The organism is Stenotrophomonas sp., assembly GCF_032099025.1.
Taxonomy (GTDB): Bacteria; Pseudomonadota; Gammaproteobacteria; order Xanthomonadales; family Xanthomonadaceae; genus Stenotrophomonas.
Genome location: NZ_DAMCID010000005.1, coordinates 1 through 15,184, shown reverse-complemented (window position 1 = coordinate 15,184; position 15,184 = coordinate 1). Strand labels below are relative to the sequence as shown.

General features: G+C 67.0%; 8 protein-coding genes. 2 read left to right on the top strand and 6 right to left on the bottom strand.

Features of this window, described 5'->3' with window-relative positions:
* Nucleotides 1–85 precede the first annotated feature (85 nt).
* From RT456_RS05075 to RT456_RS05050, 6 genes are all read right to left on the bottom strand, one after another.
* Nucleotides 86–2,158, bottom strand: a complete 2,073-nt coding sequence (locus RT456_RS05075) for a PAS domain-containing protein (RefSeq protein ID WP_313343380.1) — start codon at nt 2,156–2,158, stop codon at nt 86–88.
* Complete coding sequence (locus tag RT456_RS05070) at nt 2,148–3,647, bottom strand: ATPase domain-containing protein (protein ID WP_313343377.1); 1,500 nt, start codon at nt 3,645–3,647, stop codon at nt 2,148–2,150. The genes RT456_RS05075 and RT456_RS05070 overlap by 11 nt, the downstream gene beginning before the upstream one ends.
* A gap of 127 nt (nt 3,648–3,774) precedes the next feature.
* Nucleotides 3,775–4,155: an SseB family protein gene (locus RT456_RS05065; RefSeq protein ID WP_313343374.1), complete on the bottom strand. Its 381-nt coding sequence runs from the start codon at nt 4,153–4,155 to the stop codon at nt 3,775–3,777.
* Between the two features lie 224 nt (nt 4,156–4,379).
* Complete coding sequence (locus RT456_RS05060; RefSeq protein WP_313343371.1) at nt 4,380–6,101, bottom strand: alpha-amylase family glycosyl hydrolase; 1,722 nt, start codon at nt 6,099–6,101, stop codon at nt 4,380–4,382.
* On the bottom strand, nt 6,101–7,588 hold the full coding sequence (locus RT456_RS05055; RefSeq protein ID WP_313343368.1) for an MFS transporter: 1,488 nt from the start codon (nt 7,586–7,588) through the stop codon (nt 6,101–6,103). The genes RT456_RS05060 and RT456_RS05055 overlap by 1 nt, the downstream gene beginning before the upstream one ends.
* Nucleotides 7,585–9,786, bottom strand: coding sequence for a Six-hairpin glycosidase-like protein (locus RT456_RS05050; RefSeq protein ID WP_313343364.1), 2,202 nt, complete (start codon nt 9,784–9,786; stop codon nt 7,585–7,587). Before RT456_RS05050 ends, RT456_RS05055 begins: the two co-directional genes overlap by 4 nt.
* A gap of 255 nt (nt 9,787–10,041) precedes the next feature.
* On the opposite strand from RT456_RS05050, the gene RT456_RS05045 reads away from it, so the two are divergent.
* Both RT456_RS05045 and RT456_RS05040 read left to right on the top strand, forming a co-directional pair.
* Nucleotides 10,042–12,108, top strand: coding sequence for a glycoside hydrolase family 97 protein (locus RT456_RS05045; protein WP_313343361.1), 2,067 nt, complete (start codon nt 10,042–10,044; stop codon nt 12,106–12,108).
* 164 nt (nt 12,109–12,272) lie between these two features.
* Complete coding sequence (locus RT456_RS05040; RefSeq protein ID WP_313343358.1) at nt 12,273–15,035, top strand: TonB-dependent receptor; 2,763 nt, start codon at nt 12,273–12,275, stop codon at nt 15,033–15,035.
* Nucleotides 15,036–15,184: the final 149 nt, after the last annotated feature.

The window sequence follows — 15,184 nt, the reverse complement described above, 5'->3', positions numbered from 1 at the left end:
CATTGTTGGTAGTCCACGACCGTTGGTCGTGGGTGCGGCAGGGGATTGCCTCAACGCGTGACATTGGACAGAGTGACGATTGGACTCAGGCGTTGGCATCCTGCGCGGTGTCGGCCATGGCGCCGCGCACCGCGTCGCTGAACGCATCGAGCAGGAAGGGTTTGGCGATCATGCTCATGCCCGGCTCCAGGAACGCCGCGCGCTCCTGCGCCTTCTCCGCATAGCCGGTCATGAACAACACCGGCAGCGTCGGGCGCGACTGACGGGCGATCTCGGCCAACTGGCGACCGTTGAGACCCGGCAGGCCGACGTCGGTGACCAGCAGGTCGATGCGCCGCGACGAGGCCAGCACCGGCATCGCCTCATCGGCATCGCCGACCACCTCGACCTGGTAGCCCAGGTCTTCCAGCACCACGGTCACCAGCATGCGCACCTGCGGGTCGTCCTCGACCACCAGGATCGACTGTCCGTCGCCCAGCGCCATCGGCGCGGCAGGCGTGGTCGGCTCCGGCTCGGCGGCGGCGTCCACCAGCGGAATGAACAGCGAGATCGTGGTGCCCTGCCCCGGCGTGGAGTCGATGGCGATGTGGCCGCCGGACTGCTGCATGAAGCCGTAGACCATGGACATGCCGAGGCCCGTGCCCTTGCCGATCGGCTTGGTGGTGAAGAACGGTTCGAACGCGCGTTCGACTACTTCCGGCGGCATGCCGGTGCCGGTGTCGGCCACGGCCACCACGGCGTAGTCACCGGCGGGCACGCTGGTGCGCTCGCCCTCGGCCAGCCGCACCGGGAAGGTACGCAGGGTCAGCGCGCCGCCGGTGGGCATGGCGTCGCGCGCATTGATGGCCAGGTTGAGCAACGCGCTCTCGAACTGGTTGGCGTCCAGGGTGGCGTGCAGCGGTGCATCCGCCACATCGGTGTGGATGCGCACGGTCTCGCCCAGCGTGCTGCGCAGCAGGTGCTGCATCGACCCCACCAGCTCGTTGAGCTCCACCGGCCGCGCATCGAGCGACTGTCGCCGGGAGAAGGCCAGCAGGCGCTGGGTCAGCGCGGCGGCGCGCTGGCTGGACGCGGTGGCGGTGTCGAGGAAGCGTTCCAGGTCGTCCACGCGGCCCATCTCCAGGCGCAGGCGCACGATGTCCAGCGCGGAGAGGATGCCGGTCAGCATGTTGTTGAAGTCGTGCGCGATGCCGCCGGTGAGCTGGCCAATGGCCTCCATCTTCTGCGACTGCCGCAGCGCCGCTTCACTGGCTTCGCGTGCGGCCATCTGCGCCTTCAACTCCCGGGTACGCTCGGCGACGACGGTTTCCAGCTCATGCGCGTGCTGGCGGCTGGCTTCCAGCGCCAGTTTGGCGACGGTGATGTCGGTGGCGAACACGTGGAAGCCGTCGATCGTGCCGTCGACGGCGCGCCGCGGGGTATAGCGCACTTCGCAATCGCGGCGCCGTCCCTCGCGGGTGGGCCAGCTGACCTCGAACACCCGCTCCTCGCCGGCCAGCACCCGCTCCATGGCGGGCAGTCGCTCTTCCAGCACCTGGCTGCCGACCACGTCGCGGATGTGCTTGCCGATCACCTCGCCCACCGGCAGCTCGAACCAGGCCTCGTACGCCTTGTTCGCGAACCGGTAATGCAGGGAGCGGTCGACGAAGGCGATCAGCACCGGCATCGCATCGGCGATCAGGCGCAGCTCGGCCTCGCTGCGCGCCAGCGCGGTGCGGCTGTCGGCCAGCGCGCGCATCTGGTCACGCACCAGGAACTGCTTGGCGCGCGCCCGTAGCGCGCCCTGCACCGCACTGAGCAGCGAGATGCTGCCCAACGGGCGGTCCAGCTCGACCACGTTCACCGTGCGCGGCAGCAGGCTCTCGAACGGGGAACGCCGATGCGCACGCGGTGAACGCAGCAGGATCACCGGCAGGTCGGACCAGGCCGGCTGCCGCGACAACCGCGCCAGCAGCACCTCGGTGCCCCCGGCCACTGCTTCCTCGGTAATCAGGACCACGCCGGCGTGGTCGTCCAGCGCATCGCCCAGCGCCTCCAGGCTGGGCGCCACGCGGGTGTCGAGCCCTGCCGTGACCAACACCGCCGCCACGCTGGAGGCATCACGCCCGAACGGCGCGACGATATGGACGATGCCGCCACACCCGGCGTCATCCGGCATACGGGTGGGCCAGCAGCGAGGCCGAATCGCCCACGAACTCCGGGGTGCCGGTGAGAATGCCCTTGAACTCGTTCAAGGGGGCGCTGAGCGTGAGCCCCTTGCCGTTGATCTTGAGCTCGCGGATGGTGTCTTCATGCGCACCGCCGCGGTTCTTGATGACCGAGATCGCCTTGCGGATCCGACCCTGCGCCTCGAAGAAACGGAACAGGATGACCGCGTCGGCAATGTAGGACACGTTGAGGTTGCCGGTGGACATGGTGCCGACCAGGCCGTGCTGCGGATTGATGAGGAAGGTCGCCACGCCCTTCTGGTTGAGGTAGGACAGCATCTCGTGGAGCTGCAGCATCAGCTGCTTTTCCTGCGGCATGGCGGCCACGTAGCCGTTGAGGCTGTCGATCACCAGCACGCTGCAGCCGCGATCCTCGACGGCCTTCTGCACGTTCCAGGCGAACTCGCCCGGCGAGATTTCGGCCGGGTCCATCTGCACGATTTCCAGCCGGCCGGCGGCGACGTGCGCCTCCAGATTGATATGCAGCGCCTGGGCGCGGGCCATCAGGGTGCCGACACGCTCGTCGAACTCGAAGATGCAGCAGCGCTCACCGCGCTCGCATGCGGCCCACACGTACTGCAGCGCCACGTTGGTCTTGCCGCTGCCGGCCGGACCGGTCAACAGGGTGCTGGTGCCGCGCAGCGGACCACCGCCCAGCAGGTTGTCGATCTCGGCCACGCCGCTGCCGATCGGCGACTCGCCGAAGGTCTCGTGGTGCTGGGAAGCAATCAGACGCGGGAAGACCTCCAAGCCGCCGCTGCGGATGACCATGTCGTGGTAGCCGGCAACGAAGTTCACGCCACGCAGCTTCTGCACCTGCAGTCGGCGCCGGGCCGCGCCGAAGTCCAGCGTCAGCCGCTCAAGCGACACCACGCCATGGCACAGGCTGTGCAGCTGGCCGTCGCGGTCCTCGCCGGTGGACGTCATGTCGTCCACCAGGATCACCGTGGCGCTCTTGGGGGCGAAGAACTGCTTCAGCGCCAGGATCTGGCGACGGTAGCGCAACGAATCCTGCGCCAGCAGGCGCAGCTCGGACAGCGAGTCGAACACCACGCGGTGCGGCCGGATGCGATCGACCTCACCAAGAATCAGGTTGACCGTTTCGTCGAGCTCGACCTCCCACGAATGCAGCACCGACTGCAGGCGGCCGTTGCCCAGCGCGTCCTCGGCCGAACCGAGCTCGAACAGGTCCAGCCCGTCCAGCGACCAGCCGTGGGCATTGGCGACCTCGCGCAGTTCCTCGGCGGTCTCCGACAGCGTGACATAGAGGCAGCGCTCGCCCTGCTTCAGGCCTTGCAGCAGGTACTGCAGCGACAGCGTGGTCTTGCCCGATCCGGGCGGGCCTTCGAGCAGGTACAGGCGACCCTGCGGTAGCCCGCCGGCCAGGATCCTGTCCAGGCCCTGGATGCCCGTGGCGACGCGCGTTGTCTGTGTTTGCATGAAGGTCCCCCGATTTGACGGGGCGAGTCTAGCAACGGCCGCTGTGTAGGGATTGTGTGATCGGCTGCTCTACAAAACGTCGAGTTTCAGCCCCATTCATTGACGTGGCGATCACGTCGAGAAGACGTCAGGCGAAGTCCTTGAGGATCTCGCCGATACCCGCGGGCGACAATTCCAGGCCGAGCGTGGTGCCCGGGTTGACCACCACCCCGTAGCCGCCGGGCACGCGCTTGAGCACCTCAAGCATCTGCATGCGGATCGTGTGCGGGGCCTGCTGGCTGTGGAAGCCGACCCGTGCCATGTCGGTGAACACCGCCACATGCAGTACGCCCTGCTTGTCGAACAGCAGCGGATCGAAGCCGCTGCCGTCGAGGGTCACCAGGCTGCCGGTGAGCAGCACCACGTCGGAGGCGACGAAGGCCTTCATGAAGGCGCCGATCGGCAGCTGGCCGTCCATGGCGGATTTAAGAAGGGTTTCGATCGGGGTCTGGGGAGCAAGGTCAGTCATACAACAATTTTACCGTAGTGCCGGCCGCTGGCCGGCTCCTCGTGAACCGTCATCGCCAGGACACTGCCGGCCGCTGGCCGGCTCCCCATGAACCTTTTATCGCAAGGACACGTAGTGCCGGCCGCTGGCCGGCTCCCTATGAACCTGTCATCGCCAGGACACCGCCGGCCGCTGGCCGGCTCTGCATGAACCGTTTATCGCCTGGAGCCGGCCAGCGGCCGGCACTACTGGCCGAGGCGCCTGCTGCGCTCGGCCTGGTCCGCCACCGCCTTCGCCAGCTCGGCTTCCAGCGCCTGCTGGTTCACCGCCGCGTCCAGCAGGTACACCTTCACCCCATGCGCGGGCACCTCGGCCTTGAGGCTGCGCTTGACCTGCACGCTGCTGCCGCCCAGTGCATCACGCCAGGTACCCGGCTGCAGGTAGCGGCTGACCTCGATGCTGCGTGCGGTGTCGCCCTTGTTGAGCAGCACCAGCGCGGTCTGCGCGGTGTCGCCGTGCTGCAGCACGCGGAAGAACACCGCCTCATCGCCCTGCAGGCGCTCATTGACCTGCAACCCGCGCTGCAACGAAGGGGTTGTCTCACGCAGCCTGGCGATGCGCCGCAGCGGCCGGAAGATCGGACTCTCCGGCGCGGCGTCAACACGCGCTTGGCCAAAGTAGGCGCGGTTGCCGGCGTGCTCGGCACGGCTGCGCATGAAGCCGGTTTCCGAGCCGTAGTACAGCACCGGAATGCCGCGCGCGGTGAACAGCCAGTTGTGCGCGTCGATGAACCCGTTGTCGGTGGCGTCCAGCCGCGCCATGTCGTGGTTGTCGTAGAAACTCATCAGCTCGTACGGATTGGCGTAGGGACCACCCACCAGGTGCAGCGGCTCGGCCAGCGCCTCGAAGCCCTGCTGTTCCTTGCCGAACACGCTCGACAGCGCCCCGCGCAGCGGGAAGTCCAGCACGCTCACGTTGGCGTTGGCCGGCCAGGTGTGTTCGGCAATCTTGCCGGCGTCGTAGTCGAACGCCTCGCCGAACATGAACATGCCCGGGTGCGCGGCGCGGATGCGGGTGACGAATTCATGCCACCACGGATGCGGCAGCCAGCCGATGGTATCGATGCGCAGCGCATCCACGCCCTGCGCGGTCCACTGCAGATAGGCACCCACCAGATAGTCCATCACCGCCGGATTGTGCTGGTTGAAGTCGCTCAGCTCGGCCAGGTTGCCGTCGAAGATCGAGCCCTTGACACCGTCCACCGGCCCGATGCTGTTGTAGAACGAGTGCAGCGGGTTGTGCTGCGGGTCGAGCTGCTGCGGCGGCAGGTTCTGGTGGTCGGCGATCAGCGTGCCGTCCTTGTCGAAGACCTGGCCGAATTGCGGCTGCTTCACCGGCATGGTCCAGGCCGGCGAGCCGTGGTTGCCCACGATGTCCAGCACCACCTTCAGCTGCGCGTCGTGCAGTCCACGGGTCAGCCCCGCGAAGTCCAGGTCCTTGCTGGGCAGGTGCTCGTCCAGCGTGTAGAAGTTGATGCCCCAGTAGCCGTGGTAGCCGGTCTTGCCGCGGTCGGTGAGCGTGCTGGTGCAGCTGATCGGCTTGCTGCCGGTAAAGGCTTCATCGGGGTTATCGATGATGGGCGTGATCCACACCGCACCGAAGCCGAGGTTGCGGATGTACGCGGCATTGTCCAGCACGCCCCGGAAGTCGCCGCCGAGATAACCGATGTTGCCGTCCACCTTGTCCGGGCACGGCACCGGGATGTCGAACGTGCGGTGCGTGCCACCCTGGTCGCGGTGGTCGTTGGACGGGTCGCCATTGACGAAGCGGTCGGTAACCACGAAGTACACCGCATCACTGGCGAACGGCTCCAGCGTGCCCACGTACTCCGGACGCGGGGCGGCAACGGCGCTGCCGGCCAGCAGTGCGAACGACAGGCCCAGCGACAAACGCGAACGAGACAGCATCAGACAACCTCCTGGTGGGACGGTACGCGCAGCACGCACAGGCCGGCGATAAGCAGGCTCACGCCCCCCAGCGCCAGCACGTGCATCGGATTGCCACCCAGCCACAGGCGCAGCATGAAACCCAGCGCACTGGCCGCGACCAGCTGCGGAATGACGATGAAGAAATTGAACAGGCCCATGTAGACGCCCATCTTGGCGGCCGGAACGCTGTCGGACAGCAGTGCATACGGCAACGACAGGATCGAGGCCCAGGCGAAGCCCACGCCGACCATCGACAGCAGCAGCCACCTGGGGTCGTCGATCAGCATCAGCGAGATCAGCCCCAGCCCACCCAGCCACAGGTTGACCAGGTGGCTCACGCGCAGGCCCATCAGCCGCACCATCAGCGGAATCAGCAGTGCAGCCAGTGCGGCGAAGCCGTTGTAGGCGCCGAACAGCACGCCCACCCAGTTGGCGCCTTCGTTGTAGGCCGCCGATTTGGCATCGGTGGAGCCGAAGTGTGTGCCTGCCACCGCGGCGGTCGTGTAGATCCACATCGCGAACAGCGCAAACCACGAGAAGAACTGCACCCACGCCAGCCGGCGCATGGTGCGCGGCATGCTGCGCAGGTCGTCGACGATGGTGGCCAGCATGTGAGGGCCGGGCAGCAGCCTCGCCACGCCGAGCAGTACGCCGTAGGCGACGCACAGCCCGGCCAGCACGTAGAGCATCTTGTCGCCGTCGCGCCACGCGATGGCCGCGGCGAGTGCCAGGCCAAGCGCGATCCATCCGCCGATCTGCAGCAGCGGCGGCGGCCCGGCCACCGGCGCGGACTGGTGCACGGCCGGCGGTTCGGCGTCGTCGAAGCTGGCCAGCTCGGCCGGCGAGTACTCGCGTGTGCTGAACACGGTCCAGGCGATCGAGGCCAGCAGCACCACGGCGCCGAAGTAGAACGCGTACCGCACGGTGGGCGGCACTTCGCCGGCGGCGGCGGTGTTGGCGACGCCGAAGTGGGCGAGGATGAAGGGCAGGAAGCTGGCCACGATGGCGCCCACGCCGATGAAGAAGCTCTGCATGGCATAGCCACGCGGCCGCTGGCGTGGGGCCAGTTTGTCGCCGACGAAGGCACGGAACGGCTCCATCGACACGTTGATGGAGGCATCCAGCACCCACAGCGTGCCCGCCGCGATCCACAGCGTGGGCGAGTTCGGCATCACCAGCAGCGCCAGCGTGGTGAACACCGCGCCGATCATGAAATACGGCCGGCGGCGGCCCCAGCGGGTCCAGGTGCGATCCGACATATAGCCGATGATCGGCTGCACCAGCAGGCCGGTCAGCGGCGCGGCGATCCACAGGCCCGGCACTGCATCCATCGGCGCGCCCAGCGTCTCGAAGATGCGGCTGGCATTGGCGTTCTGCAGGGCGAACCCGAACTGGATGCCCAGGAAGCCGAAGCACATGTTCCAGATCTGCCAGAACGACAGGGTCGGCTTGGCGGTGCGACTCATCGTGCGGCCTCCGCATCACCGGCCACCGGCGCGATCAACAGCGCACTGACCTTGGCTGCGTTGAGCACGCCGTCGCGCCCGCCCTTGCCGCCGTTGTACTGGGCGAAGTGTTCCAGCGCGCTCATGTTGAAGCCCGGTTCCAGGGTGAAGCGGCAGCTGCCCTTGGGCAGGTCGAATTCGGCGGCGGTGGAGTCCTGCGGGCCGACGCTGTGCGGCATCACCACGGTGGCGCGCTGCAGGGGCTGGCCGGCGCACTGCACGGCCAGCTGTTTGACCGCGGCGGTGACGCCGGTGTTGATCGGGCCATTCGGGTTGTCGTAGCGCAGGCGGATGCGCACGCGGGTGGGCGTGGCGGCGGTCCAGTTCCATTTCGTCGCGCCGGCCAGGCGCTGCTGCGGGCCGATGCAGGTCATCGGGCTGTGCAGGGATTCCAGTGCGCCTTCGCGACGGGTGAGGCTGAGGCAGTGCTGGTGGCCGTCGTCGGTAACGATGTGAGTGGTGGTGCCGACCGGATTGCCGTCCTGCCAGAGCTGGTGGTTGGCGGGAATGGCGATCGTCCTGATGTTGCCGCGCTTCTGCGGTTTCGGGGCTGCAGGTGTGGCGGGGGCGAAGCCGTTGGGGTTTGTGGCGTCTGTGCGGAAAGCGGACACGCGTGGCGTGTCCCTACGCGGTTCCAATTGCACGGTGACCGTGTTGCCTTTGCGGGTGATCTTCTTTGCTACCAGCAGATCGCCTTCAAGCGTGTTGGGGCGCTTGAGGATGTACGTGGTTTTGCCGTCGTTGAGTTCGATGCTGCCGCGCTTGCCGAACAGTTGCGGCACCAGCGCCACCGGCAGCTTGGGTGCGACGCTGCCGTCGGCCTCCACGCCGAATACGCCTTCCAGCACCATCGAGAGGTAGCCCGCCACCGACCACAGCTGGCGCGGCGAGTTGACCACGGGCCCACTCAGCGGGCCCTCGTCGACATGCACGGCCAGGGTGCGCATCTCGTAGTTTTCCATGTTCGACCCGGCGAGCGCGCTGCCGCGCATCAGCGACTCGATCTCGCGCTGGATGCGCGTGGCGTCGTCCACTTTGCGTGCCGCCCGCAGCGAATACGCGCTGACGAACGGCCAGACGGCGCGGTTGTGGTAGATCGGCTGCTGCGCCTCCTGCGGCCACACCACCGGGCTGCCACCTTCCACGTAGGGGTAGTTGGCCAGGCTGCGGCGGGCACGCTCGGCGGGAAACACGTCGGCCAGCACGCCCAGCGAGATGCCCAGCAGGTCGTACTTGGCGTAGGGCACCGGGTGCGCCGCCTCGCCGATGTAGCTCATGTACATGCCGGCGTCTTCGCGCCAGAAGCGTGCGTCGATCTGCTTGGCCAGCGCATCGGCCCAGGCAGCGTATTCCGCAGCGCGCGGGTCGTTCAACTCGCGGGCCAGGTGTTCGGCCAGGCGCAGCGACTGGTAGTGCAGCACGTTGGTGGACAGCGCGAAGGAATCGCCGATGAAGCGCACGTCCTGGCGCGTCCAGTCCGGGTAGGTCTGCTCGCGCCAGTCCAGGAACGAGGTCTCGCCGCGGTAAAGGCCGGTGCGCGCGTCGAAGACCATGGCGCGGTCCTGGGCCAGCGTGGCCTGCAGCGCCTGCCAGGTCTGCGTGGCGAAGCTGCTGTCGCCCTCGAGCAGGTGGCGTGCGGCGAGGAACCACACCACGCGGTCGCTGCTGATCGGCCAGCTGCCACCGGAACCGGTGTCCTGGGCGACGAACAGGCCCGGGGTGTGTCCATCACGCGCCGCGGACAGCTTGAAGCGCAGCGAGTTGCGGGCACGGATCGGGTCCAGCCGCGCCAGCGCCAGATCAGTGGCGAAGCTGACATCGCGCGTCCACACGTAGGGCCAGCGCTCGCCGGTCTGGAAGCAGTCGCAGTCCACCGGGTTGCCGTAGTTGAACGCGGGGTCGCGGATCGCGTCCACGCGGTCGGCCGCCAGTTCCTGCTGGGCCAGCGCGAACAGCGCGTCGAACATCACGCTGTCGGTGCGGCTGCGCATGTCCGGGGCATCGATCGCCACCTCGCTGCGCGCGGCGAACAGGCGATAGCCGCCGGCCTGGGTGGCTTCGGCGCGCGCGGTGCGGCCGTCGAATGTGAGGTCCGCCGCCGCAGCGGTGGACACCAGCGCCGCCCCGAGGGCAGCGGTCAGGCAGATCGTCTTCAGCATCGAAAGCGGCAGACCGGCTTGCGCCTGTCAGCCTCCCTCCCTATTTGCACGCGGTGTGGTTCGACAGCACCGGGGCACTGTCGTCGCGGCCCCCTCCCAGGGTGCCTGCCTGCATGGTAGGCGACGACCGGCGCTCGCCGCACAGCCCGACCGCAATGGACGCCCGCATGCATACGTATTCATGGCTCGGCGCCGCGAGGCGGAGGTGGTCGTGGCTATAGTCCGGAGCTGGTACAGGCTGCCCTGGGAGGGGAAATGCCACTCGATTTGCCGTTGCTTCGCGCGCGTTCCGCGCCCCGTCCGCTGGCCTGGCTGGCGTTGTCGTTGCTGCTCTGCGCCGTGGGTGCACAGGCTGAACCGGTCACCGTGGCCAGCGCCGATTCCCCCGGCAAGGTGCTGCGCGTCTCGCTGCAGCTCGATGGCGGCATGCCCAGCTACCGGGTGGAGCGCTTCGGCCAGACCGTGGTGGCCGAGTCGAAGCTGGGCTTCCAGCTGCGCGACGGGCGCCTGGACCGCGACCTGGCGGTGCTCGGGCAGGACACCCGCCGTGTCGATGACACCTGGGAGCAGCCGTGGGGCGAACGCCGCGAGGTGCGCAACCGCTACAACGAGGTCACCGTGCACCTGGGCGAGCGCAGCGGGGCCAAGCGCCGCCTGGACGTGGTGTTCCGCGTCTACGACGACGGCCTGGGCTTCCGCTACCACTTCCCGCAGCAACCTGGCCTGCGCGAGGCGATCATCGACGATGAGCTGACCGAGTTCGCCATCGCGCCCGCCTCCACCGCGTGGTGGATTCCGGCCGGCGAGCCCATCCACTACGAATACCTCTACCAGCGCACGCCGCTGGACCAGGTGCCGCTGGCGCACACCCCGCTTACGCTGCGCAGCCATGAAGGCCTGCACGTGGCCATCCATGAGGCCGCGCTGGTCGACTACGCCGGCATGTGGCTGCGCCGCACCGACGGCCAACGCCTGCGCGCGCAGCTCTCGCCGTCGGCCGAAGGCTGGAAGGTGCGCCGCACCCTGCCCTTCGATACGCCCTGGCGCACCCTGCAGATCAGCGATACCGCCGGCGGGCTGGTGGAATCCAACCTGATCCTCAACCTCAACGAGCCCAATGCGCTGGGGGACGTGAGTTGGGTAAAACCGTCCAAGTACCTGGGTGTGTGGTGGTCGATGCACCTGGACGAGGAGAGCTGGGCGACGGGGCCGAAGCATGCGGCGACCACCGCCAAGACGAAGAAGGTGATCGACTTCGCTGCGGCCCACGGCTTCCGCGGCGTGCTGGTCGAGGGCTGGAATCCCGGCTGGGACGGCAACTGGGTGGGCAACGGCTATGACTTCGACTTCACCCGCGCCACGCCGGACTTCGACATCGAGGCGCTGTCGGCCTACGGCGCGAAAAAAAGCGTGCACCTGATCGGGCACCACGAGACCGGCTGCGCGATCGAGCATTACGAAGACCAGCTGGGCGCGGCGCTGGACCTGTATGCGCGGCTGGGCGTGGATTCATTCAAGAGCGGCTATGTCTGCGACGACGGCCAGGTCGACCGCCGCAATCCAGCCGGTGGGCCGCTGTGGCGTGAGTGGCACGACGGCCAGTTCATGGCCCGCCATCACCTGAAGGTGGTGCAGGAAGCGGCGAAACGGCATATCGCGGTGAACCCGCACGAGCCGATCAAGGACACCGGGCTGCGCCGCACCTATCCGAACTGGATCTCGCGCGAAGGCGCACGCGGCATGGAATACAACGCCTGGGGCCAGCCGCCGAATCCGCCCGAGCACGAGGTCAACCTGGTGTTCACCCGCCTGCTGTCCGGCCCGATGGATTACACCCCCGGCATCCTCAGCCTGAAGGGTCGCCACGGCCAGGCCATTCCCAGCACGCTGGCGCGGCAGCTGGCGCTGTACGTGGTGATCTACAGCCCGATCCAGATGGCGGCCGACCTGCCCGAGCACTACGAGCAGCACCGCGAGGCGTTCCGCTTCATCGAGGATGTCGCGGTGGACTGGGACGACACCCGCGTTCTGGATGGCGAGGTCGGCGACTACGTCACCATCGCGCGCAAGGACCGAAACAGCCGCGACTGGTTCCTGGGCAGCATCACCGACGAGCACGGCCGGGTCCTGCCGGTACCGCTGTCGTTCCTGGAACCCGGCGTGCGCTACCGCGCCGAGATCTACCGCGACGGCGACGGGGCGGATTATCAGACCAACCCGTTCGCCTTCAAGCGCGAAACCCGCGACGTCACCAGCGCCGATACGTTGAATATCGTGCTGGCACCGGGCGGCGGCCAGGCCATCCGATTCAGTCCGATGTAATCGATTCCAATGCGTGCATCTGCATTGAATACGTATGCAGGGTGATTCGCCTTTGCAACGCGCTGCCTACCATAGCCACGCAGTCAGCAGCCACCGTGCCGCGACGCGCCCGGGTCTTCCGGGCAACCACAATTCAGTTTGGCAACATTGCCTGGGAGGGGAAAATGTTGAATTGCAAGCGCAGCGCGCTGAGTATCGCGCTGGCCGTCGCCCTGACGCCGTCATTGGCGTCGGCGCAGTCCACCACCACCGATTCGAGTACCGCGCCGGCCACCGGCAGCGCGGCCACCAACCTGGACACCGTGCAGGTCACCGGCATCCGCCGTGGCATCGAGAACGCCATTGCGATCAAGCAGGACGCCACCTCGGTGGTCGAGGCGATCTCGGCCGAAGACATCGGCAAACTGCCCGACGTGAGCATCGCCGAATCGCTGGGCCGCCTGCCTGGTCTTGCCGCGCAGCGCGTGGCCGGCCGTGCCCAGGTGATCAGCGTGCGCGGCCTGTCCCCGGACTTCGCCACCACCCTGCTCAACGGGCGTGAAGTGGTCAGCACCGGCGACAACCGCAGCGTCGAATTCGACCAGTACCCGTCCGAGCTGGTCAACGGCGTGACCGTGTACAAGACCCCCGACGCCGCCCTGGTCGGCCAGGGCCTGTCCGGCACCATCGACATGCAGACGGTGCGCCCGCTGGCGTTCTCCGATCGCGTCATTGCCGTCAGCGGCCGCTACTCGAAGAATTCGCTGGGCAAGGCCGCCAACGTGGATGCGTTCGGCAACCGCTTCAGCGCCAGCTACATCGACCAGTTCGCCGACAACACCTGGGGCATCGCGCTGGGCTACGCGCACAGCGACAACCCCATCCAGGAAAACCAGGTGGGCCTGTACGAGCCGTGGACCACCGAGCAGACCGACCAGGGCAACCGCCCCGGTGTCGCCCCGGGCACCGCGTTCTCCGACGGTATCAAGGCACTGCGCCGTACCGGCAACGCCAAGCGCGATGGTTACATGGCCACCGTGCAGTTCCGCCCGTCGAACGTGTGGACCAGCACCCTGGACATGTTCCACACCAAGGCCGAGCAGATCGACACGGCCAACCAGTTCGAGCTCAATCTCAGCAACTACAACGGCGGCTATACCCCGGGCCTGCTCATCAGCAACCCGCAGGTGAATGGCAACGGCACCTTCACCGGCGGCACCGCCAGTGGCGTGTACCCGCTGGTGCGTGGCATGTACAACAAGCGCGAAGACAAGATCGATGCGTTCGGCTGGAACAACGAGCTGACCTTCGACAGCTTCAAGATCACCGCCGACGTGAACTATTCCAAGGCCACGCGCGATGAGCTGAACCTGGAAAACAACCTGCAGCTGACTCCGATGCCGCAGCTCGATACCGTCGGGCTGACCATCAATCCAGACGGGTTCTCGCAGATCCGCCCGGGCCTGGATTATTCCAACCCGGAAGCGCTGTACCTGACCAACACCATCTACGGCTCGGGTTACGGCAAGGTGCCGCAGGTGGAAGACCGCCTGAAGGGTGCGCGCCTGCAGGGCACGTTCAACCTGCCCGAGTCGCTGTCGTGGTTCCAGGACGTGGACGTGGGCGTGAACTACGCCGACCGCCGCAAGGAGAAGACCCAGGCCGAAGGCAACATCCTGCTCGGTGCGCAGGGCGATGCCAACATCGCCGGCGACCTGCAGTACGCGCCGGTCAACCTGGGCTTTGCCGGCATCGGCTACATCCCGGCGTGGAATGTGCCGGCCGCGGTCAACCGCTACATGGAATTCAATCCGGTCACCAACCTGGATTACCTGATTCCGAAGTCGTGGGTGGTGCAGGAAAAGACCACCACCGCCTGGGTACGCGCCAACATCAACACCGATATCGGCGAGGTGGGCCTGCGCGGCAACATCGGCGTGCAGATGATCCGCACCGACCAGAGCTCGCAGTCGAACTACTTCGACCGTTCGCGTCCGGCCGGCCAGGAGGTGCTGCCGATCGACGAAGGCAAGACCTACACCGACTGGCTGCCCAGCTTGAACCTGGCTTTCATGTTCCCGCACCAGCAGACGCTGCGCTTTGCGGTGGCCAAGCAGGTCGCGCGTCCGCGCGTGGACCAGATGCGCGCCGGCCTGGAGTTCGGCGTGGACACCTCCACCGGCAAGCCGGGCGGCAGCGGCGGCAATCCGCTGCTGGATCCGTGGCGCGCCAACGCGATCGACCTTTCGTACGAGAAGTACTTCGGCGAGAAGGCTTACGTGGCTGCGGCGATCTTCTACAAGGACCTGAAGAGCTACGTCTATACCCAGTCGGTGGACGACTACGATTTCAGCAACCTGCTGGCCAGTTACGTGCCGCCGCCGGGCATGATCGCGCCGGTGCAGACCACCGGTACCTTCTCGGCACCGCAGAACGGCAATGGCGGTACCCTGCGCGGCCTGGAACTGACCGCGTCGTTCCCGCTGGAGATGCTGGCCGATCCGCTGCGTGGGTTCGGCGTGCAGGCCAGTGCGACCTTCAACGACAGCGACATCAAGATCCTGGACCCGGAAAGCGCGTCCAGCGTGGGCAGCGATCCGATCAGCCTGCCGGGACTGTCCAAGCGCGTGTACAACGTCACCGCGTACTACGAGCGAAGCGGGTTTGAAGCACGCGTGAGCCAGCGTCGCCGTTCGGACTTCATCGGTGAAATCGGCAACTTCAACGGCAACCGCACGCTGCGTTACGTGGTGGGCGAGAACGTGACCGACGCGCAGGTCAGCTACACCTTCGCCGACAGCAGCAGCCTGCATGGCCTGACCCTGCTGCTGCAGGGAAGCAACCTGACCAACGAGCCGTACCGCACCTATGCCGGCACCAAGGACAGGCCGCTGGAATACGTGGAATGGGGCCGTACCTACATGCTGGGTGTGAACTACAAGTTCTGATCCAGATGTAAAAGCGAGAAACGAAGAACCCGCTGCGCGAGCAGCGGGTTTTTTGTTATCGGTCAGCGGCGAATCAAACGCGGCTGCCGGTGGGGCGAGCGCGGGGCCGCCATACCCTTGCCTGCGAATGTCCCCCGGCGTCGGCCTGC